The organism is Paracoccus sanguinis (assembly GCF_012689545.1).
Classification (GTDB): domain Bacteria; phylum Pseudomonadota; class Alphaproteobacteria; order Rhodobacterales; family Rhodobacteraceae; genus Paracoccus; species Paracoccus panacisoli.
This window is the reverse complement of the sequence record NZ_CP051542.1, coordinates 2,840,025-2,861,098: the sequence shown is the minus strand read 5'-3', so window position 1 is coordinate 2,861,098 and position 21,074 is coordinate 2,840,025. Positions and strand designations below refer to the sequence as shown.

Genomic DNA, 21,074 nt, shown 5'->3' with positions numbered 1-21,074 from the left:
ATCCGCAGGGGCGAGGTTCACGCCGCGGTCGTCGAGCCCGGCAAAGAGCTGGCGCATCGCCTCTTGCGGGCGGCGGTGGGTGTAGAGGTTGCACATCCGGCGCGGCCTCCCTGGCCCGGTGCGGGGTGGCGGCATGGTGGGCGGTGAGGGGCTCGAACCCCCGACATCTTCGGTGTAAACGAAGCGCTCTACCAACTGAGCTAACCGCCCGCGCCGCCGCTTATGCGGCGCCAAGCTGGTGCGCGCAAGCGCGCAGGGCCGCGCCCGTTCGGCAAGGGCGATTGCCGGGCGTCGGGAAAGCCCTATGCTTGGCCCTCCAGCCGCCCGGATGGTTCGCCGATGCCGCCCACGACCACCAGCTACCGCACCATCAAGGCCGACCTCCTGACCCGCATCCAGGCCGGCGAGTTCCCGCCCGGCACCCGCCTGCCCGACGAGATCGACCTGGCCGAGCGCTTCGGCGTCGCCCGCACCACCGTCGCCCGCGCCATGCGCGAGCTGGTCGAGGACGGCCTGATCGAGCGGCGGCGCAAGGCGGGGACCCGCGTGAGGCTCGCCCCCTTGAGGCAGGCGCGGGTCAAGATTCCGCTGGTGCGCGACGAGATCGGCGAGATGGGGGCGGATTACGGCTACCGGCTGCTGCACTCAGCCATCACCCCGGCCCCTCCCGAGGCTCAGGTGCGGCTGAAGATCGGGGCGCGGACCCGGGTGCGCCATCTCGTGTGCCTGCACCTGGCCGACGGGGCGCCCTATCAGTTCGAGGATCGCTGGATCAACCTGGCCGCCGTTCCCGACGCCGCCGAGGCCGATTTCACCGAGAGCGGCCCGAACGAGTGGCTGGTCGGCAAGATCCCCTACAGCAGCGCCGAGATCGCCTTTTGCGCCGCCGAGGCCGACGCCGAGCAGTCCGCCGCGCTGGGGTGCGCCGAGGGGGCCGCGCTGTTCTGCATCGAGCGGCGGACCCAGTGGCAGCGGCGGGTGCTGACCTGCGTGCGGCTCGCCTATCGGCACGGCCACCGGCTGATGACGCGCTACTGACCGCCGCCGCAGGGTATCTGGGCCGGAAAGAAGCGCGGGTTTCGCGCCTCAGCCGTCCCGCAAGGGACGCACGGCGGCGCGGTAGGCGGCAGTGATCGCCTCGCGGTCCACGTGGCGGCCGCCGCGGACCATGTGGCGCCCGCCCGACCAGACATCGGCCACCATCTCGGTGCCGCCGGCCATGGCGAAGCTGTCGAGGATCGTGTCGCCCGTGAGCCCCTCGAGGTCCGGGTGGGTCATGTCGAGCACGAGGAGGTCTGCCGGCTCGCCCACGGCGATCACCCCTGTCCCGCGCCCCGCCGCCTGGGCCCCGCCCCGCGCGGACGCCTCGAAGATGCGGCGCCCGGTGGACTGCTCGGCCGTGGCGAGCGCGGCGCGGGAGTGGTCGCGCAGGCGCTGGCTCGTCTCGAGCTGTCGCAGCTCTTCGGCCAGCGAGATGCGGATGTTGCTGTCCGAGCCGAGCGAGATCGCCCCCCCCGCCCCCATCCAGCGCACCCCGTCGAAGATGCCGTCGCCGAGGCTCGCCTCGGTCAGCGGGCAGAGGCCGGCGACCGCGCCGGTGCGGGCCAGCGCGGTGGTCTCGGCCGGGGTCATCTGGGTGAGGTGGATCAGACACCAGCGCGGCGAGAGGTCGAGATGGTCGAGCGCCCATTCGACGGGCCGGGCGCCATAGGCGGCGCGGACCTCATCGACCTCGGGGATCTGCTCGGCGAGGTGAATATGGATCGGGCCGTCGGTGAGCGCGGCAAGCGGGGCGAAATCCTCGGGCGCGACCGCGCGCAGCGAATGGGGGGCGACGCCGACGCGAGCGTCGGGCAGCGGCGCGAGCGCCCGGGCCGCGGCCTCGACCAGCCGGGCGTAGCGCTCGGGGTCGTTGCCGAAGCGCAGCTGCCCGCCCGCCAGCGCCCGCCGGTCGCAGCCGCCGAAGCGGTAGAGCACCGGCAAGAGCGTCAGGCCCATGCCCGACGTCGCCGCCGCCGCCGCGATTCGCGCCGACATCTCGCCCAGATCCGCGTAGGGCTGGCCGCCCGGGGCATGGTGCAGGTAGTGGAACTCGACATGGCTGCCGAAGCCCGCCTCGAGCATCTGCATCTGCACGAAGGCGGCGATGGCCTCGACCTGCGCGGGGGTGATCGTCTCGAGAAAGCGGTACATCAGCGCCCGCCAGGTCCAGAAGCTGTCCTCGCCCGCGCCCCGCCGTTCGCTCAGGCCCGCCATGGCGCGCTGGAACGCGTGCGAGTGGCTGTTGGCGGGCGCCGGGACCAGCACGCCCGCCCGGTGATCGCCGGGGGCTGCCGGCCCCTGCCCCACCGCGGCGATGCGCCCGTCGGGCCCGAGCGTGATCCGCACATCCCGGGCCCAGCCCTCGGGCAGCAGCGCCTCGGCAGCGTGAAGGTGGGCCATCGCGGGAACCTCGCTTGACAGGAATATGCGTAGTCATAATACTCGACACCGACGACGCGACAAGCCCGGGAATCGCTGCCCGGGGCCTGGGGGCCGAATGATCCTGACCGACGCGACCGTGGCCGAGGCCGCCCTGACCCCCGAGGGGGTGGGCTTCACCGTCACCGAGGGGCAGGCGATCGCGCTCGACGGCGACCGCATCGCCTGGGTGGGGCCGGCGTCGGACGCGCCCGAAGGGCCGCGTCAGAGCCTCGGCGGGCGGCTGGTGACGGCCGGGCTGATCGACTGTCACACCCATCTGGTCCACGGCGGTGACCGCGCGGTCGAGTTCGACATGCGCCTGAACGGCGCCGCGTACGAAGAGATCGCGCGGGCCGGCGGCGGCATCCTGTCCACGGTCCGCGCCACCCGCGGGGCGTCGGACGCGGCGCTGCTCGACTCGGCGCTGGCCCGCGCCGACCACCTGATCGCCGAAGGCGTCACGACCATCGAGGTCAAGTCGGGCTACGGGCTCGACGTCGAGACCGAGCTGCGGATGCTGCGCACCGCCCGCCGGATCGCCGCCGAGCGGCCGGTGCGGATCGTCACGACCTGGCTCGCCGCCCACGCGCTGCCGCCCGAGTACAAGGACGACCGCGCCGCCTATCTGCGCGAGGTCGGCATCGACGGGCTGGCCGCCGCCCATGCCGAGGGGCTGGTCGATGCGGTGGACGGGTTCTGCGAGGGGATCGCCTTTTCGGTGGCCGAGATGGAGCAGCTGTTCGACGCGGCGGACCGGCTCGGCCTGCCTGTCAAGCTGCACGCCGAGCAACTGTCGGACCTCGGCGGCGCGGCGATGGCGGCGCGGCGCGGGGCGATCTCGGCCGACCATCTGGAACATCTCGGCGCCGACGGGATCGCCGCGATGGCCGACAGCGGCACGGTCGCGGTGATGCTGCCCGGCGCCTACTACACGCTGCGCGAGACGCAGGCCCCGCCCATCGCCGCGCTGCGGACGGCGGGGGTGCCGATGGCGCTCGCAACCGACTGCAACCCCGGCACCTCGCCCCTGACCTCGCTGCTTCTGACCATGAACATGGGCGCCACGCTCTTCCGCATGACCCCGGCCGAGTGCCTCGCGGGCGTCACCTCCCACGCCGCCCGGGCGCTGGGGCTGGACGACCGCGGCCGGATCGCGCCGGGGCTGCGCGCCGATCTGGCCGTCTGGAACGCCGCACACCCGGCCGAGCTGAGCTACCGCATCGGCTACAACCCGCTTCACGCCCGCATCTTCGGAGGCGACCTTGCCTGACACGCTGACCCTCACCCCCGGCGCGGCCACCCTCGCCGATCTCGAGCGCATCTGGCGCGAGGGGCTGGCGGTCCGGCTCGACCCCTCGGCCCGCGCGGGGATCGAGGCGTCGGCCGCCCGGATCGCCGCGGCGGCCGCCGGGGACGCGCCGGTCTACGGGGTCAACACCGGCTTCGGCAAGCTCGCCTCGGTCCGCATCGCGCCCGAGGACACGGCGACGCTGCAGCGCAACCTGATCCTGTCGCATTGCTGCGGTGTGGGCGCCCCCATCGAGACGCCGACCGTGCGGCTCATCATGGCGCTGAAGCTGTTGAGCCTCGGGCGCGGCGCGTCGGGGGTGCGGCCGGTGCTGGTCGAACTGCTCGAGGCGATGCTGGCGCGCGGCGTGACGCCGGTGATCCCGGCGCAGGGCTCGGTCGGCGCGTCGGGCGACCTCGCGCCGCTGGCCCACATGGCGGCGGTGATGCTGGGCGAGGGGCGCGCGATCCATGACGGGCGCGAGATGGGCGGCGCCGAGGCGCTGGCCGCCGCGGGCCTCTCTCCCGTCGCGCTGAGCGCCAAGGAGGGGCTGGCGCTGATCAACGGCACCCAGGTCTCGACCGCCTTCGCGCTGGCGGGGCTCTTCGACGGGTTCCGCGCGGCGCGGGCGGCGCTGGTCGCCTCGGCCATGTCCACGGACGCGATCATGGGCTCGACCGCGCCCCTGCTGGACGAGATCCACACGCTGCGCGGCCACCGCGGCCAGATCCTCGCCGCCCGGGTGATCCGGGGGCTGATGGAAGGCTCCGAGATCCGAGAGAGCCACCGCGAGGGCGACCAGCGCGTGCAGGACCCCTATTGCATCCGCTGCCAGCCGCAGGTCACGGGCGCCTGCCTCGACGTGCTGTGGCAGGCCGCCCGGACGCTCGAGGTCGAGGCCAACGCCGCCACCGACAACCCGCTGGTGCTGTCGTCGTCGGGGCGGATCGTCTCGGGCGGGAACTTCCACGCCGAGCCGGTGGCCTTCGCCGCCGACCAGATCGCGCTGGCGCTGGCCGAGATCGGCGCGATCAGCCAGCGCCGCATCGCGCTGATGGTCGACCCGGCGATGAACTTCGGCCTGCCCGCGTTCCTGACGCCCGAGCCGGGGCTGAACAGCGGGCTGATGATCGCCGAGGTCACGAGCGCCGCGTTGATGAGCGAAAACAAGCATCTGGCGAACCCTTGTTCGACGGATTCGACCCCCACCAGCGCCAATCAGGAAGATCACGTCAGCATGGCCGCGCACGGCGCGCGGCGGCTCGCGCGGATGAACGCGAACCTCGCCCATATCGTCGGGATCGAGGCGATCTGCGCCGGGGCCGGGCTCGACGCGCGCGCACCGCTGGCCACCTCGGCGCCGCTGGCCCGGGCGCTGGCCACGCTCCGCGAGGTGGTGCCGCCGATGGGTCAGGACCGCTATCTCGCGCCCGAGCTGACCGCCGCGGCGGGGCTGGTCGCGGGCGACGCGCTGGCCGAGGCCGCGGGCGGCTGCGAGGCCGTCCGGCCCGGCGCCTGGGCCGAGGGTTGGGGGGCATGAGCGGGCCCTTGGCCGGGCTGCGCGTGCTTGACCTGACGCGGGTGCTCGCGGGGCCGTTCGCGACTGCGATCCTGGCCGATCTGGGGGCCGAGGTGGTCAAGCTGGAACCCCCGTCTGGCGACGACTACCGGGCCATCGGCCCGTTCCGCGACGGGGAATCGGCGCTCTTCGCGCTGACCAACCGCGGCAAGCGCTCGGTGGTGGTGGACCTCAAGGCGCCCGAAGGGCAGGCGCTGGCGCGCCGGATGGCCGCGGGCTGCGACGTGGTGGTCGAGAACTTCCGCCCCGGCGTCGCCGCGCGGCTGGGCCTCGGCGCCGAGGCGCTGCGGGCCGAGAACCCGGGGCTGGTGGTCTGCTCGATCTCGGGCTTCGGCCAGTCGGGGCCGGACACGGCGCTGCCCGCCTATGACATCATCGTGCAGGCGCTCTCGGGCTGGATGGACGCGACCGGCGAGGCCGGCGGCGGCCCGCTGAAGGTCGGCGAGGCCTTGGGCGATGTGGCGGCGGGGCTTTACGCCGCGATCGGCATCCTCGCGGCGCTGGTCGGGCGCGGGCGCACCGGCGAAGGCGCGGTGCTCGACGTGGCGATGCTCGACTGCCTCGTGGCGATGCTGCCGACGAGCCACGCGCTGCACCTCTATGCCGGGCAGAGCGTCGCGCGGGTGGGCAACCGGCACCCGCTCTCCACTCCCTTCGGCGGCTACCGCACGGCCGACGGGCACGTGATCATCGCGGTGCTGGGCGCGCGGCAGTTCGCGGCGCTCTGCCGGCTGGTCGGGCGCCCCGAGGCGGCCGACGACCCGCGCTTTGCGACCGATGAGGGGCGCACGGCGCATGAGCCCGAGATCCGGGCGCTGATCGAGGCGTGGTCGGCGCAGCGTTCGACCGACGATGCGGTGGCGGCGCTGCGGGCGGCGGACATTCCGGCCGCGCCGATCCTGACGCTCGCGGGGCAGCTGGCCTCGGCCCACGCGCAAGCCCGCGACCTGGTGGCCGAGCTGCCGCATCACCGGCTGGGCCGCGCCCCGGTGGTGGGCCAGCCGCTGCGCTTCGATGGCGCAAAGCCCCTCGCCCCGACCGGCGCGCCCGCGCTGGGCGCGGACACCCGCGCGGTGCTCGACGGGCTCGGGCTCAGCGCGGACCAGATCGCCGGGCTGGTCGCGGCCGGCATCGTGCAGGAGACGCAAGCATGAGCGCACACACCCACCGGCTGGCCGAGGGCGAGGCCGCCTTCCTTGACGTGCTCGCACGCTTCTGCGCCGAGGAGATCGCGCCGAAGGCCGCGGCCACCGACGACACCGGCGCCTTCGTCCACGACCAGCTTTCGGCGCTGGCGGGGATCGGGATGATGGGCGCGAACCTGCCCGAAGAGTGGGGCGGGGCGGGCATCTCGGCCCCTGCGCTCTTCGAGGCGGTGGCGATGGTCGCGGGGGCCTGCGGCTCGACCGTTTCGGCGCTGACGGCGCATTACCTCGCCACCGACTCGGTCCTGATCGGCGCCGACGACGCCCTGCGGGCCCGCATCCTGCCGGCGGCGGCCGAGGGGCGGGCGCTCGGCGCCTTCGCGCTGACCGAGCCGAATGCCGGGTCCGACCCCGCCGACATGAAGACCCGCGCCACGCGCGAGGGCGACGGCTGGCGGATCAAGGGCCGCAAGTGCTTCATCTCGAACGGGGGCGTCGCGGATTTCCTCGTCGTCTATGCGGTCACCGACCCGGCGGCGGGCCACCGCGGCATCTCGGCCTTCGTGGTCGAGAAGGGCACGCCCGGCCTGACCCCCGGCCGGGTCGAGCAGACCATGGGCCTGCGCGGCGGCCATGTCTGGGAACTCGACCTCGACCTGACGGTGCCTGACGCCAACCGCCTCGGCCCCGAGGGCAGCGGCTTTCGCACCGCGATGGCGGTGCTGGACAACGGCCGGATCGAGGTCGCGGCGATGGCCGTGGGCATCGCCCGCGCGGCGCTGGCGGCGGCGCGGGACTGGGCGAAGTCGCGCATCATCGGCGGCGCGCCTCTGGCCCAACGGCAGGGCATCCAGTGGATGCTGGCCGACATGGCCACCGACCTCGCCGCCGCCGAGCTGATGGGCCACGAGGCCGCCCGCCAGCGCCAGGCGCTGCACGACGGCACCGGCGGGCGCTTCGGCATGGCCGCGAGCCAGGCCAAGCTCTTCGCCTCGGAAGCCGCGGGGCGGATTGCCGATGCCGCGCTGCAGATCCACGGCGGCTACGGTTTCACCCGCGACTTCCCGCTTGAACGCATGGTCCGCGACCTGCGGATCATGCGCATCTACGAGGGATCGTCCGAGATCCAGCGCAACATCATCGCCGGCCGACTGCTCGCCTGAAAGGACCGCCCCATGACTGAGACGCGACCCACGAACCCGCGCCACAACGCCCGCGACATCTATCCGGCCACCGGCACCGAGATCAGCGCGAAAAGCTGGCTGACCGAGGCGCCGCTCAGGATGCTGATGAACAACCTGCACCCGGACGTGGCCGAGAACCCGCATGAGCTGGTCGTCTATGGCGGCATCGGCCGCGCCGCCCGCACGTGGGAGGATTTCGACAGGATCGCCGCCAGCCTGCGGGCGCTCGACGAGGACCAGACGTTGCTCGTCCAGTCGGGCAAGCCGGTCGGCGTGTTCCAGACCCACAAGGACGCCCCGCGGGTGCTGATCGCCAACTCGAACCTCGTGCCGCACTGGGCGACGTGGGAGCATTTCAACGAACTCGACCGCAAGGGTCTGGCCATGTACGGGCAGATGACGGCGGGCTCGTGGATCTACATCGGCACCCAGGGCATCGTGCAGGGGACGTACGAGACGTTCGCCGAGGCCGGGCGGCAGCATTACGGCGGCGACCTCAAGGGGCGGTGGATCCTGACCGCGGGCCTCGGCGGCATGGGCGGCGCGCAACCGCTCGCGGCGGTGATGGCCGGGGCCTGCTGCCTCGCCGTCGAGTGCGACGAGACCCGCGCCGATTTCCGCATCCGCACCCGCTATTGCGACGAAAAGACCCACAGCCTCGACGAGGCGCTGGCGATGATCGACCGCTGGACCAAGGCCGGTGAGGCCAAGTCGGTGGCGCTGATCGGCAATGCGGCCGAGGTGTTCCCCGAGATCTTCCGCCGGATGCAGGCGGGCGGCATGCGCCCCGACATCGTGACCGACCAGACCTCGGCCCACGACCCGCTGCACGGCTATCTGCCGCTGGGCTGGTCGGTCGCCGAATGGCGCGCCCGGCAGGAGACCGAGCCGCAGGCGGTCGAGCACGCCGCCCGCGCAGCGATGAAACAGCACGTCGCGGCGATGGTGGATTTCTGGAACGCGGGGGTCCCCACCGTCGATTACGGCAACAACATCCGGCAGGTGGCGCTCGAGGAGGGGCTCGAGAACGCCTTTGCCTTCCCCGGCTTCGTCCCCGCCTACATCCGGCCGCTCTTCTGCCGCGGCATCGGGCCGTTCCGCTGGGCGGCGCTCTCGGGCGACCCCGAGGACATCTACAAGACCGACGCGAAGATGAAGGAGCTGTTCCCCGAGAACGCCCATCTGCACAAGTGGCTCGACATGGCGCGCGAGCGCATCGCCTTCCAGGGCCTGCCCGCGCGGATTATGTGGATCGGCCTGGGCGACCGCCACCGCGCCGGATTGGCGATCAACGAGATGGTCCGCAATGGCGAGCTGAAGGCGCCGGTCGTGATCGGCCGCGACCACCTCGATTCCGGCTCGGTGGCCAGCCCCAACCGCGAGACCGAGGCGATGAAGGACGGCTCGGACGCGGTCTCGGACTGGCCGCTGCTCAACGCGCTCCTGAACACCGCGAGCGGCGCGACCTGGGTCTCGCTGCATCACGGCGGCGGCGTGGGGATGGGGTTCAGCCAGCACTCGGGGATGGTGATCTGCTGCGACGGGTCCGAGGACGCCGACCGGCGCCTCGCCCGCGTGCTGTGGAACGATCCGGCCACGGGCGTCATGCGCCACGCCGATGCGGGCTACGACATCGCGCTGGATTGCGCGCGCGAGCATGGGCTGAACCTGCCCGGCATCCTCGGATGAGGATCGTCCGCCGCGCCGAGCTGACCGGGCAGCCGTGGCGGAACGGCGGCGGGGTGACGTGGCAGATCGCCGCCGGCCCCGAGGGCGCGGACGTGGCAGCCTTCGACTGGCGATTGAGCATGGCCGAGGTCGCCGCGGACGGGCCGTTCTCGGCCTTCCCCGGCATCGACCGGACGCTGACGCTGATCGAGGGCGCGGGTCTGACGCTCGACTTCGGCGGGGCAGTCGTGCGGCTCGCGCCGGGCGACGCGCCGCTGAGCTTTCCGGGCGAGGCGCCGGTGACGGGGCGGCTCACCGCCGGGCCTGTGATCGACCTCAACGTGATGACCCGCCGCGGGGTGGTGGGCCACCACGTCGTGCCGCTGGCCGCGGCCGAGGCCGTGCCCGCGGGGACGGTGGCGCTGGTGGCGCTCAGCCCCCAGCCGGGACCGGCGGGCGGCGCGGGGCTCGCCCCCGGCGACACGCTGCTGGCCGATCCGGCGGGCGGTTTGGACGGATTGGCGGCAGCCGGCCCCGCGCTGGCCGTCGTCCTGCGGCCGGCCCGCCCGCAACGCTGGATTTCCGGTGCGGCCGACGCTTAGATCGGCCCGCCACATCAGCGGCGCCCGCCGGGCAGGACGCCGCGTTCAACCCGCCCGACAGGAGAGGACCGACACCATGACCATCCGCACCACCCTGCGCGCCGCGCTGCTGGGCGCCGCGACGCTCGCCTTTGCCGCCACCGGCGCGCTGGCCGACCAGCTCGCCGACATCAAGGCCGCGGGCAAGATCGTCACCGCGACCGACATGCACTACGCCCCCTTCGATATGCTGAACAACGGCACCTACGAGGGCATGACCAAGGACCTGTTCGACGAGGTCGCCAAGGAAATCGGCGTCGAGCCGGTCTATCAGGACATCCCCTGGACGGCCGAGCTGCCGGGCCTCGAGGTCGGCAAGTTCGACATCGTGATCGCGCCGGTCACCGTGACGGCCGAGCGGCTCGAGCGCTACACCTTCACCCCGCCGATCGCCGACGCGACCGTGTCGCTGGTCAAGGCGGCGTCGAACAAGGACCTGACCAAGCCCGAGGACATCAAGGGCAAGACCGTCGGCGTCCAGCAGGGCACCGCGCAGTTCCGCCAGCTCGACGCCTATGGCAAGGAGCTGGGCGGCGTCACCGTCAAGGAATACGGCACCACCGACGAGGCCTATGCCGACCTCGCCGCGGGCCGGCTGGACGCGGTCGCGGGCTCGCTGCCGAACCTGACCTATCTGGTGAAGAACCGCCCCGAGACCTTCGCCCTCTTCGAGCCGGCGCAGTTCGGCAAGCCCAGCTACTTCGCCTGGGTGCTGCGCAAGGGCGATGAGACCGAGAGCTTCCGCAAGGCCATCGAGGACGCGATGAAGAAGATGACCGCGGACGGTCGCGTCAAGGCGATCCAGGAAAAGTGGCTCGGCGCCTATACCGAGCTGCCGATCGAGCCGACCGCCAACTGATCGCGTGAACCGGCCGGGCGGGACAACCGCCCGGCCGCCTGCTTCCTTCGCTGACGGGCGCCCATGTTCTCGGTCCAGACCTTCCTCGACGCCTTCCTGCCGCTCGCCTGGGCGGCCCGGCAGACGCTGCTCGTCTCGGTCCTCGGCATCGCGCTGGGGCTGGTGATCGGGGTCGCGGTCTGCGCCATGCGGCTGGCCGGCTCGGGCGTGCTGCGCTGGATCGGGGCGCTGTGGGTCAGCTTTCTGCGCGGGGTGCCGCTGCTCGTGCAGCTTCTGCTGATGTTCTACCTGCTGCCGGTGATCGGCATCGACGTGCCGCCGCTGGTCGCCGCCGTGGTGACGGTGGGCATCTGCGCCAGCGCCTATATCTCGGAGATCTGGCGCGGCGCGATCGCCGCCCTGCCCCGCGGCCAGGCCGAGGCCGCGCAGGCCATCGGCATGGCGCCGGTGGCGATCTGGCGTCGGATCATCCTGCCGCAGGCGGTGGTGATGTCGCTGCCGGCGCTGGTCAACGAACTGATCCTGCTGGTCAAGGCCTCCTCGCTCGTCTCGGTCGTGGGGATCATGGAGCTGACCCGCGCGAGCCAGGCCCAGGCCGCCACGACCTTCCGGCCGCTCGAGGTCTACCTCGCCGCGGCCTGCATCTATCTGGCCATCAACCTCTGCCTCGCCGCCGCCGGCCGCTGGCTGGAAGTGCGGAGCGCAGTGTGATGGACCTGTCGATCCTTCAGCAATACGGGCCGATGCTGCTGCGCGGCTTCGGCGTGACGGTGTTCTGCTGGCTCGCCGGCACGGTGCTCAGCATGGCGCTCGGTCTCGTGATCGCGCTGATCCAGCGCTACGGGCCGCGCTGGGTCAACTGGCTGCTGCGCATCTATATCGAGGTGATCCGCGGCACCCCGTTCCTCGTCCAGCTCTTCGTGCTCTACTACGGCGGCCCGCTGGTCGGGCTGAGGCTCGAGGCGCTGACCGCGGGGCTGGTCGGGCTCACCGTCTATGGCAGCCCCTATTTCGCCGAAATCTTCCGCTCGGGCTTCAACGCCGTCCCGCGCGGCCAGATCGAGGCCGCCCGCGCCGTGGGCCTGTCCGAGCCTGTGATCGTGCGCCGCATCCTCTTGCCGCTGGCGCTCGTCTCGGCGCTGCCGGCGCTGGTCAACTTCTCGATCATCCTGACCAAGGAAACGGTGATCCTGTCGATCATCACCGTGCCCGAGTTGATGTATCAGGTGCAGCGGATGTCGACCGAGACCTTCCGCTTCCTCGAAGCCAACTTCGTCCTCGCGCTGTTCTTCTGGGGGCTGGTCGAGACGATCTCGCGGCTCGGGCGCCGGCTCGAGGCGCGCGTCACCCGCCATCTCATCGAAAGGAGCTGAGGCATGGCCGACGCCGCCTCTGTCGACATCCGCAAGGTCAGCAAGTTCTTCGGCCCCTTCCAGGCGCTGAAAGAGGTCGACCTGCACATCCCGCCGGGCAAGGTGACCTGCCTCATCGGCCCCTCGGGGTCGGGCAAGTCCACGCTTCTGCGCTGCATCAACTTCCTTGAGGAATACGACTCGGGCGAGGTGCGGATCGACGACCGGCTGATCGGCTACGAGAGCCCCGGCGGGCGCAGGATGAGCGGGCGCCGCCTGCGCGAGATGCGGCGCGAGATCGGGATGGTGTTCCAGCAGTTCAATCTGTGGCCGCACATGACGGCGCTGCAGAACGTGGCCGAGGGGTTGCAGCAGGTGCGCGGCCTCTCGCGCGCGGCGGCCGAGGCCGAGGCACGGGCGGCGCTCGACAAGGTGGGCTTGGGCGACAAGACCGCGAACCACCCCGGGCGGCTGTCGGGCGGCCAGCAGCAGCGGGTGGCCATCGCGCGCGCCATCGCCATGCAGCCGCGGGTGATGCTGTTCGACGAGCCGACCTCGGCGCTCGACCCCGAGCTGGTGGGCGAGGTGCTGTCGGTGATGAAGCGCCTCGCGGCCGAGGGCATGACGATGGTCGTCGTGACCCACGAGATGGGCTTCGCCGCCCATGTCGCCGACCGCGTGGCGTTCATGGAACGCGGCGAGATGGTCGCCGTCGGCTCACCGGCCGAGATCTTCGCCCGCCCCGAAGACCCGCGCATCCGGTCGTTCCTGCAGAGCTATCACGAGCGCAACGCGTTCGAGGTGTGAGCGGCAGCGCGCGGGGAGATTGGCCGGCGCGCGACGCTGTCCCGCTGTCCCGACCGCGACCGACTGGCGGGCCGATTTGGCGACGTCCGGTCTCGTGCCGGCAGGGCCGGCGTTCCCCCGCGACCCCGGGCGGCAGCCGGTCACGCCACCCTGCCCCGGCATCGGGACGGAAAAGGCGCCGGGGCCTTTCAGCCTCGGCGCCTCGGGAATGATGGTGGGCGATAACGGATTTGAACCGCTGACATCTTCGATGTGAACGAAGCGCTCTACCGCTGAGCTAATCGCCCGGTAGCGGGGTTCTTAGTCCGGGACGATCCCGGCGGCAAGCCCCCTTTTCACGGGTTTTCGCCATCCGTCCCGCTCCGCATCCAAGGCGCCACCGCACCCCTTCCGCCAATGAAAAGGGCGCGCGCCTCTCGACGCGCGCCCCCTGTTCTCTCGGCCTCAGGCCCTCAGTGGGCCGTGGGCGCCGCCGCGCTCTCGCGCAGCGCGGCGAGGCGCTTGGCCTCGGCGATCTCCCACGCGGCCTCGTCCCACTCCATCGGCTCGGGCATCCGCACCAGCGCGTGCTTCAGGACCTCGCGGACGTTCGACACCGGGATGATCGTCAGCCCCTCCTTCACGTTGGCGGGGATGTCGGCCAGGTCCTTCTCGTTCTCCTGCGGGATCAGCACCGTGCGAATGCCGCCCCTGAGCGCCGCGAGAAGCTTCTCCTTAAGCCCGCCGATGGCCAGCGCGTTGCCGCGCAGGGTGACCTCGCCCGTCATCGCCACGTCCTTGCGGACCGGGATGCCGGTCATCACGCTGACGACCGAGGTGACCATCGCCAGACCCGCCGACGGCCCGTCCTTGGGCGTCGCGCCCTCGGGAACGTGGACGTGGATGTCCCGCTTCGAGAACTGCGGCGGCTCGATCCCCAGCTCGGGCGCGACCGAACGGACGAAGCTGGCGGCGGCGTCGATGGATTCCTTCATCACGTCGCCGAGCTTGCCGGTCGTCTTCATCACGCCCTTGCCGGGCAGCTTCAGGGCCTCGATCTGCAACAGATCGCCACCCGTCTGCGTCCAGGCGAGGCCCGTCACCACGCCGACCTGATCGTCCTTCTCGGCCAGGCCATAGCGGTGCCGGCGGACGCCCAGATAGGCCTCGGCCTTCTCGGGCGTCACCTCCATCGACTTGACCGTCCCCTTCAGGATCTCGGTCACGGCCTTCCGCGCCAGCTTGGCGATCTCACGCTCGAGGTTCCGCACCCCCGCCTCGCGGGTGTAGTAGCGGATAACGTGGGTCAGCGCCTCGTCGGTGACCGAGAACTCGCCCTTGCGCAGGCCGTTCGCCTTGATCTGCTTGGGCAGCAGGTGCTGGCGCGCGATCTCGCGCTTCTCGTCCTCGGTGTAGCCGGCGAGAGAGATGATCTCCATCCGGTCGAGCAGCGGCCCCGGCATGTTGTAGCTGTTGGCCGTGGTCAGGAACATCACGTTGGACAGGTCGTATTCCACCTCGAGATAGTGGTCCACGAAGGTCGCGTTCTGTTCCGGGTCCAGCACCTCGAGCATCGCCGACGCCGGGTCGCCCCGGAAATCCTGCCCCATCTTGTCGATCTCATCGAGCAGGATGAGCGGGTTCGTCGTCTTGGCCTTCTTCAGCGCCTGGATGATCTTGCCGGGCATCGAGCCGATGTAGGTGCGCCGGTGACCGCGGATCTCGGATTCGTCCCGCACCCCGCCCAGCGAGATGCGGATGAACTCGCGCCCCGTCGCCTTGGCGACCGAGCGGCCGAGCGAGGTCTTGCCGACGCCGGGCGGGCCGACGAGGCAGAGGATCGGCCCCTTCAGCTTGTCCGAGCGGGTCTGGACGGCGAGATACTCGACGATCCGCTCCTTGACCTTCTCGAGCCCGTAGTGATCGGCATCGAGCACGCGCTCGGCCGCGCCGAGGTCACGCCGGGTGCGCGACTTGACGCCCCACGGCAGGCTCAAGAGCCAGTCGAGGTAGTTGCGGCTGACCGTGGCCTCGGCCGACATCGGCGACATAGCCTTGAGCTTCTTCAGCTCGCCCAGCGCCTTCTCACGCGCTTCCTTGCTGAACTTGGTCTTGGCGATCTTCTCTTCGAGCTCGGCGAGTTCGTTCTGGCCCTCGTCGCCATCGCCCAGCTCGCGCTGGATCGCCTTCATCTGCTCGTTGAGATAGTACTCGCGCTGCGTCTTCTCCATCTGGTTCTTGACGCGGCTCTTGATCTTCTTCTCGACCTGCAGGACCGACATCTCGCCCTGCATCAGGCCATAGACCTTCTCGAGCCGCTGGGCGACGTCGAGCGTCTCGAGCAGCTCCTGCTTGCGGGCGATGTCGATGCCGAGGTGGCCCGAGACGAGATCGGCCAGACGGCGCGGGTCGGCCGCCTCGGCGACCGAGGCCACGGCCTCCTCGGGGACGTTCTTGCGGATCTTGACGTATTTCTCGAACTCTTCGGCGACCGCGCGCAGCATCGCGGCGGCGCTTTCGGCGTCCCCGTCGGTTTCCTCGAGCGGTTCGGCCGAGGCTTCGAAATACTTCGGATTGTCGGCAAATCCGGTGATGCGGACACGGCTCTGCCCCTCGACCAGCACCTTGACGGTGCCATCGGGCAGCTTGAGCAGTTGCAGCACGTTGGCCAGCACCCCGGTTTCGTAGATGCCGTCGCTGTCGGGCTCATCGACCGAGGCGTCGCGCTGCGCCGCCAGAAGGATCGGCCGATCCTGCGCCATGACGGCCTCGAGCGCCCGCACCGACCGCTCGCGCCCGACGAAGAGCGGAACGATCATGTGCGGAAACACAACGATGTCGCGAAGCGGCAGCACCGGATAGGTGGTGGTATCGGTCATCTGTCGTCCTTTCCTGCCCGGACCGGACGGCCCCCAAGATGGCGGGCACAGGCGGTCCTGCTTGTGAATGCAATCTAGGAACCGCAAAGCCGTGCTGCAATCCCGGCAACCCGTCGCGCACGCTTGTGATCACAACCCGCCAGCGACGAAGTGGGGCGGTCGTCAGCGCGGGATCGTGACCTCGGCCCTGAGTCCGCCGAGGCGCTGTCCCTGCGTCAGCCGCAGGGTGCCGCCGTGGCCGCGCACGATCTCGTCGGCGATGGCGAGGCCGAGCCCCGTCCCCTGCCCCTGGTCCTGGTTGCGCGCGGGGTCGAGCCGCACGAAGGGCCGCAGCGCCTCCTCGCGCCGGTCGGCGGGGATGCCGGGGCCGTCGTCCTCGACCGCGATGCGGAAGCTGCGCGGGGTCACCGCCGCCTCGATCTCGGCGCGGGTGCCGTAGCGGACGGCGTTGCCGATCAGGTTCTCGACCGCCCGCCGCAGGGCCATCGGCCGCAGCGACAGCGTGGTGCCCGTGGCCGGGTCGGCCGAGAAGCCCGCCAGCCGCACCGCCTGCCCGCCACGCTGCGCATCGGCGACGATATCCTCGAGGAAGGCGCGGGCCTCGACCGGCTCGGTCACCGTCTCCTGCGCCTCGGCGCGGACGTGGTCGAGGAAGCCCTCGATCATCGTCCCCATCTCGGCCACGTCGCGCTCCATATCCGCGATCTCGGCGCGTTCAGGGGGCAGGTCCGGCGAAAGCATCGAGAGCCCGAGCCTGAGCCGGGTCAGCGGCGTCCTCAGGTCGTGGCTGATCCCCGACAGCATCAGCTTGCGCTGCTCGTTCTGGCGCTCGATCCGGCCGCGCATCTCGACGAAGGCGCGCCCGGCGCTGCGGACCTCGGCGGCGCCGGCCGGGCGATAGGGCAGGATCTGGCCGCGCCCGTAGGCCTCGGCCGCGATCGCGAGGCGGCGGATGGGTCGCAATTGGTTGCGCAGGAAGATCGAGGCGATGCCGCTCATCAACAGCGATGTGCCGAGCATCAGCACCAGCAGCTGGTGCGGGTTCGAGGCGGTGAGGCGGCTGCGCGGGAAGTCGAGCACGAACGGCCGCCCGCCGCCGACCAGCACCCGGACCCGGCGAATGTCGCGCAGGTCCACGGTCTCGACCGCCGGCACCGCCGCGTGCAGCGCCGAGATCACCACCCGGCCCGAGAGGTCGTAGAAGCGCCGCGCCTCGACCAGCCCCTCGGGGGCCGGCAGTTCGAGCGTCAGCCCCAGCGGCACGGCGATCTCGTTGCCTGCGGCGCGGGCGGCCTCGATGTCGGCGGCACCATCGACCCGGTCGGCGATCAGCGCAAGCTCGGCCGCCGCCGAGCGGACCATCTGCCGGGTCACGTCCTCGAAGTGGCGCTGCAGGAACATCACCGTGACGACCAGCGTCACCACCACCACTGGCAGGAACAGGATCAGCGCGGCCCGGCCGTAGAGCCCGCGCGGCATCAGTCGCTTGAGCCAGTCGAAGTTCATCGCCCTTCCCGCCTGCCGCACCCCGGCCCGCCTGCGCCGGCCACCTCGCGCGGCCGGCTTGCCGCGCCGCTTGCGCCCGCCGCGCGGCCGGTCCAGCCTAGTCGGATGAGCGAGCCTGCGAAAGTGCGCGTGATCCGCGCCGACAACCCCTCGCCCCTGACCGGGCCCGGCACCAACAGCTTCCTGATCGGCACCGAAGAGGTCGCCGTGATCGACCCCGGCCCCGACGACCCGGCCCATGTCGCGGCGATCCTCGAGGCCGCCGAGGGCCGCATCTCGCATATCCTCGTGACCCATCCGCATCTCGACCACTCGGCCGCTGTGCCGCGCCTGGCCGCGGCGACGGGGGCGCCGGTGATGGCGTTCGGCACCGCCGAGGCGGGGCGCTCGCCCCCCATGCAGCGGCTGGCCGAGGCCGGGGCCGTGGGCGGCGGCGAGGGCGCCGATGCGGCCTTCCACCCCGACGTGACGCTGGCCGACGGCGACGTCCTGCGCGGCGCGGGGTGGGAGATCACGGCGGTCCACACCCCCGGCCACATGGGCAGCCACCTGAGCTTTCGACTCGGGGACGCGGTGCTCTGCGGCGATCTGGTGATGGGGTGGGCGACGACTCTGATCTCGCCGCCGGACGGCGATCTGGTGGACTATCTGCGCAGCCTCGAGCGCCTCGCGCTGCTGGCGCCCCGCGCGCTCTATCCCGCGCATGGCGATCCGGTGACGGACCCCCTGCCCCGCCTCGCCGAACTCGCCACCCACCGCCGCGCCCGCACGGCCCAGATCCTCGCGGCGCTGGACGCAGCCCCCGGCACCGCCGAGGCCCTCGCCGCGCGCATCTACACCGAGATCCCCGCCGCGCTGTTGCCCGCCGCGACGCGCAACGTGCTGGCCCATCTCGTGGCACTGGGCGACCTTGGCGCGGTCGCGCCCGAGGGCGGGCTGACGGCCGGGGCGGTCTGGTCGCGCGCCTGAGCCGGGTCGCCGCGGGGGCCCGGGACCGAACGTAACGGCGAGGCGAAAATTTCTCGGCGCCCCCTCTGGACGCACCCGCCACCCGCTGCTACATGGCCCCCGTGTTCCGGCGTAGCTCAGCGGTAGAGCAGTTGACTGTTAATCAATTGGTCGTAGGTTCGATCCCTACCGCCGGAGCCAAAAATCTCAAGATAATCAGCTGACTCCGCAGGTCGCCCGCAAGGCGGCTGTGCTGGTTTTTGCGACAGGGCACCGACAGGTGTAACGATATGCAGAATCCTGATCTGTTCGGTTTCAAAGGCGGGCGTATAAAGATCGGGGAGCGCGAACACTCCATCTACTCCGCGAATGTTTGCGTTGAAGGAGGGATTGTCAAAATCACGGGGCGGTCTGGTCACTTTGACAGCGCCAGTCTGGTAGACCGCCCAGGAACTAACCTTGCTGTCCACCTGCCTTTGAATGTCACTAACTTGATAATCGCCGCATTCAGGGCCTTGCCAGAAGAGCGGCGCGCGCTGCTGCACCGTCAACTTTTCGACCAGATCCTTGATCCGGCGCAGTCAGGAAGGCCCCGTTGATCTGAGAGGGTGAACCGAGAAAGAGCCGCCGCCCTCGGTCTCTCAACGTGCCCATCCCGCTAAGACTAGTCGCGCTCTAAAGATGGTCCGCACTTGCCGTCTTGCGACCATACGATCCTGCCGGCTCCATCCCGCTAGACACCGAACCGCCCCGCACCCACCCCCGCCCACCCCGTGGCAAACGTCTCCGACAGCGCGCGCTGCAGGAAGTCGATGAACCGCCGCTGCTTCTCCGGCAGCGGGCTGACCGGGGGCCACACCGCCATCACCGGCAGCAACCGCGTCTCAGCGTCGGCCAGCAGCTGCACCAGCCGACCGGCAGCCACCGCATCCGCAACGATGAACGACGGCAGCATGGCCAGCCCCAGCCCGGCGATGGCCATGTCCCGCATCGCCTCGCCATTGTTCATGACCACGCGCGAGGTGATGCGCGGCGCGATCCACCGCGGGCCCTGCCGGAACTGCCATAGCGCGGAATCGGCCAGATGGGTGTAGCCGATGGCCTGATGTGCGCTCAGATCCGCAGGCGTCAGGGGGGTGCCGTGGCGGGCCAGATAGTCGGGGCTCGCGACGATCACCTGGCGCTCCTCGCACAGCTTCTTGCCGATCAGCGCCGAGTCGCGGGCGCCGCCGACGCGGATGCCGACGTCGAACCCCTCGCGCGCCAGATCGCGGGCGCGGTCGTCGAAGTCGATCCGCATCTCGAGCCCCGGATGGGCCGCCGCGAAACGGGCGAGGATCGGCGACAGGACCGTCGTGCCGAAGCTCATCGGGGCGGCAATCGCAAGGCTGCCGGTCAGCGTCCCGCCGTGGCCGCCCCAGGCAGCGCTATCGGTGGCCGCGGTCAGCTCGGCCAGCGCAGGGCGCAGCCGTTCGGCAAGGCGCAACGCGGCCTCGGTCGGGGCGATGCGGCCAGCGTTGCGGCGGAAGAGGGCCGCGCCGATGGTCGCCTCGAAATCCGAGATGCGGGTCGACACGACCGACTTGGACAGGTTCAGCCGCGCGGCCGCAGCGGTGACCGTGCCGGTTTCCAACACGGCCAGAAACGTCTCGATCTGGTTGAGGTCATAGCGCATGGCGGCAGTGTCACCCGCGAGGCCGTCGTTCGCAAGCGCCGAACGCGGCATTCGCCCCCTCCCAAGTGGCGTTCGGCAGGTCCGGCGCGCATATTTGCCCCGAACCCATCACGAAGGAGGCCTTGCATGCAACTGACCGGCATCCATCACCTGACGGCGATCACCGCCGATGCGCCCGGCAACAACCGGTTCTATACCGGCACGCTGGGGATGCGGCGAGTCAAGAAGACCGTCAACCAGGACGACACCTCGGCCTATCACCTGTTCTTCGCCGACGGCGCGGGCAGCCCCGGCACCGACCTCACGTTCTTCGACTGGCCGGCGGCGCCCGAGCGGCGCGGCACCCGCTCGATCAGCCGCACCGGCCTCAGGGTGGCCGAGGCGAGCCTCGACTACTGGGCGGCGCGCCTGGGCGAGGCGGGGCTGACGCGGGGCGCGCCGGGCACCACCGACGGCCGCGCCACGCTTGATTTCGAGGACCCCGAGGGGCAGCGCTTCCGCCTGACTGCCGATACCACCGGCACCCCCCACCCGTGGGAGCGGAGCCCGGTCCCGGCCGAGCACCAGATCCGGGGGCTCGGGCCGATCACCATCTCGGTGCCTGAGCTGGCGTCCACCGAGGCGGTGCTGACCCGCGTCATGAACATGCGCCGGATGCGCGACTATCCCGGCCCCGATGGGCAGGTGCATGTGTTCGAGATGGGCGACGGTGGCCCGTCCGCGGAACTGCACGTCGCGGTCGAGCCCGACCTGGCCACGGCGCGGCAGGGCGCGGGCGGGGTGCATCACGTGGCCTTCCGCGTCCCCGATGTCGCGGCGATCCACGACTGGACCCAGCGGCTGCGCGATTTCCGCATCCCGAACTCGGACGAGGTCGAGCGCTACTACTTCCGCAGCCTCTATTTCCGCGAGCCCGGCGGCAACCTGTTCGAGATCGCCACCGACGGTCCCGGCTTCGCGGTGGACGAGCCGTTCGAGACGATGGGCGAGGCGCTGTCGCTGCCACCGTTCCTCGAACCGCAGCGGGCCCGGATCGAGGCCGGGCTGCGGCCCATCGACTGACCCTCGACCCAGCGATGATGCGTGGCACCACACCCAGCG

18 protein-coding genes and 3 tRNA genes are annotated in these 21,074 nt (G+C 71.2%); 15 read left to right on the top strand and 6 right to left on the bottom strand.

Annotation, left to right across the window (positions count from 1 at the left end):
• Positions 1 to 134 precede the first annotated feature (134 nt).
• Positions 135 to 210: transfer RNA gene (locus tag HGN31_RS13675), tRNA-Val, on the bottom strand.
• 129 nt (positions 211 to 339) lie between these two features.
• Between HGN31_RS13675 and HGN31_RS13670 the strand changes: the two genes are divergently transcribed.
• Entirely contained in the window at positions 340 to 1,038 is a 699-nt protein-coding gene (locus HGN31_RS13670) for a histidine utilization transcriptional repressor HutC (protein WP_168783560.1), read from the top strand.
• A gap of 48 nt (positions 1,039 to 1,086) precedes the next feature.
• On the opposite strand, the gene HGN31_RS13665 is transcribed toward HGN31_RS13670, so the two are convergent.
• A complete protein-coding gene (locus HGN31_RS13665; protein ID WP_168783559.1) occupies positions 1,087 to 2,442 on the bottom strand; it encodes a formimidoylglutamate deiminase in 1,356 nt (451 codons plus the stop codon).
• A 97-nt stretch (positions 2,443 to 2,539) separates the two neighbouring features.
• On the opposite strand from HGN31_RS13665, the gene hutI reads away from it, so the two are divergent.
• From hutI to HGN31_RS13615, 10 genes are all read left to right on the top strand, one after another.
• On the top strand, positions 2,540 to 3,733 hold the full coding sequence (gene hutI / locus HGN31_RS13660) for an imidazolonepropionase (RefSeq protein WP_168783558.1): 1,194 nt from the start codon (positions 2,540 to 2,542) through the stop codon (positions 3,731 to 3,733).
• Positions 3,726 to 5,291: a histidine ammonia-lyase gene (gene hutH / locus HGN31_RS13655; protein ID WP_244961037.1), complete on the top strand. Its 1,566-nt coding sequence runs from the start codon at positions 3,726 to 3,728 to the stop codon at positions 5,289 to 5,291. Before hutI ends, hutH begins: the two co-directional genes overlap by 8 nt.
• Positions 5,288 to 6,484, top strand: coding sequence for a CaiB/BaiF CoA transferase family protein (locus HGN31_RS13650; RefSeq protein WP_168783557.1), 1,197 nt, complete (start codon positions 5,288 to 5,290; stop codon positions 6,482 to 6,484). Before hutH ends, HGN31_RS13650 begins: the two co-directional genes overlap by 4 nt.
• Positions 6,481 to 7,638 carry an acyl-CoA dehydrogenase family protein gene (locus HGN31_RS13645; RefSeq protein WP_168783556.1) on the top strand — a complete coding sequence of 386 codons (1,158 nt, stop codon included), beginning with the start codon at positions 6,481 to 6,483 and terminating at the stop codon, positions 7,636 to 7,638. The genes HGN31_RS13650 and HGN31_RS13645 overlap by 4 nt, the downstream gene beginning before the upstream one ends.
• A 12-nt stretch (positions 7,639 to 7,650) precedes the next feature.
• Positions 7,651 to 9,348, top strand: a complete 1,698-nt coding sequence (gene hutU / locus HGN31_RS13640; RefSeq protein ID WP_036730913.1) for a urocanate hydratase — start codon at positions 7,651 to 7,653, stop codon at positions 9,346 to 9,348.
• On the top strand, positions 9,345 to 9,929 hold the full coding sequence (locus tag HGN31_RS13635) for a HutD/Ves family protein (RefSeq protein ID WP_168783555.1): 585 nt from the start codon (positions 9,345 to 9,347) through the stop codon (positions 9,927 to 9,929). Before hutU ends, HGN31_RS13635 begins: the two co-directional genes overlap by 4 nt.
• Positions 9,930 to 10,005: 76 nt before the next feature.
• Positions 10,006 to 10,827 (top strand): transporter substrate-binding domain-containing protein, encoded by an 822-nt coding sequence (locus HGN31_RS13630; RefSeq protein ID WP_036730915.1) that lies wholly within the window; start codon positions 10,006 to 10,008, stop codon positions 10,825 to 10,827.
• 63 nt (positions 10,828 to 10,890) lie between these two features.
• Entirely contained in the window at positions 10,891 to 11,538 is a 648-nt protein-coding gene (locus HGN31_RS13625; RefSeq protein ID WP_168783554.1) for an amino acid ABC transporter permease, read from the top strand.
• Positions 11,538 to 12,200, top strand: coding sequence for an amino acid ABC transporter permease (locus HGN31_RS13620; protein WP_168783553.1), 663 nt, complete (start codon positions 11,538 to 11,540; stop codon positions 12,198 to 12,200). Before HGN31_RS13625 ends, HGN31_RS13620 begins: the two co-directional genes overlap by 1 nt.
• 3 nt (positions 12,201 to 12,203) lie before the next feature.
• Positions 12,204 to 12,986 (top strand): amino acid ABC transporter ATP-binding protein, encoded by a 783-nt coding sequence (locus tag HGN31_RS13615; RefSeq protein ID WP_043132144.1) that lies wholly within the window; start codon positions 12,204 to 12,206, stop codon positions 12,984 to 12,986.
• A 212-nt stretch (positions 12,987 to 13,198) separates the two neighbouring features.
• On the opposite strand, the gene HGN31_RS13610 is transcribed toward HGN31_RS13615, so the two are convergent.
• The 3 genes from HGN31_RS13610 to HGN31_RS13600 form a co-directional block, all read right to left on the bottom strand.
• Positions 13,199 to 13,273 (bottom strand) — tRNA-Val (locus tag HGN31_RS13610).
• 165 nt (positions 13,274 to 13,438) lie between these two features.
• Positions 13,439 to 15,844 carry an endopeptidase La gene (lon, locus tag HGN31_RS13605; protein ID WP_168783552.1) on the bottom strand — a complete coding sequence of 802 codons (2,406 nt, stop codon included), beginning with the start codon at positions 15,842 to 15,844 and terminating at the stop codon, positions 13,439 to 13,441.
• A gap of 162 nt (positions 15,845 to 16,006) precedes the next feature.
• A complete protein-coding gene (locus HGN31_RS13600; RefSeq protein ID WP_168783551.1) occupies positions 16,007 to 17,350 on the bottom strand; it encodes an ATP-binding protein in 1,344 nt (447 codons plus the stop codon).
• 105 nt (positions 17,351 to 17,455) lie between these two features.
• Between HGN31_RS13600 and HGN31_RS13595 the strand changes: the two genes are divergently transcribed.
• From HGN31_RS13595 to HGN31_RS13585, 3 genes are all read left to right on the top strand, one after another.
• Positions 17,456 to 18,319: an MBL fold metallo-hydrolase gene (locus tag HGN31_RS13595; protein WP_168783550.1), complete on the top strand. Its 864-nt coding sequence runs from the start codon at positions 17,456 to 17,458 to the stop codon at positions 18,317 to 18,319.
• A 105-nt stretch (positions 18,320 to 18,424) separates the two neighbouring features.
• Positions 18,425 to 18,499 (top strand) — tRNA-Asn (locus tag HGN31_RS13590).
• Positions 18,500 to 18,588: 89 nt separating this feature from the next.
• Entirely contained in the window at positions 18,589 to 18,897 is a 309-nt protein-coding gene (locus HGN31_RS13585) for a hypothetical protein (RefSeq protein WP_168783549.1), read from the top strand.
• Between the two features lie 134 nt (positions 18,898 to 19,031).
• Here HGN31_RS13585 and HGN31_RS13580 read toward each other — a convergent pair whose 3' ends face one another.
• Complete coding sequence (locus HGN31_RS13580; RefSeq protein ID WP_244961035.1) at positions 19,032 to 20,024, bottom strand: LysR family transcriptional regulator; 993 nt, start codon at positions 20,022 to 20,024, stop codon at positions 19,032 to 19,034.
• A 75-nt stretch (positions 20,025 to 20,099) separates the two neighbouring features.
• On the opposite strand from HGN31_RS13580, the gene HGN31_RS13575 reads away from it, so the two are divergent.
• On the top strand, positions 20,100 to 21,035 hold the full coding sequence (locus HGN31_RS13575) for a ring-cleaving dioxygenase (protein WP_168783548.1): 936 nt from the start codon (positions 20,100 to 20,102) through the stop codon (positions 21,033 to 21,035).
• Positions 21,036 to 21,074: the final 39 nt, after the last annotated feature.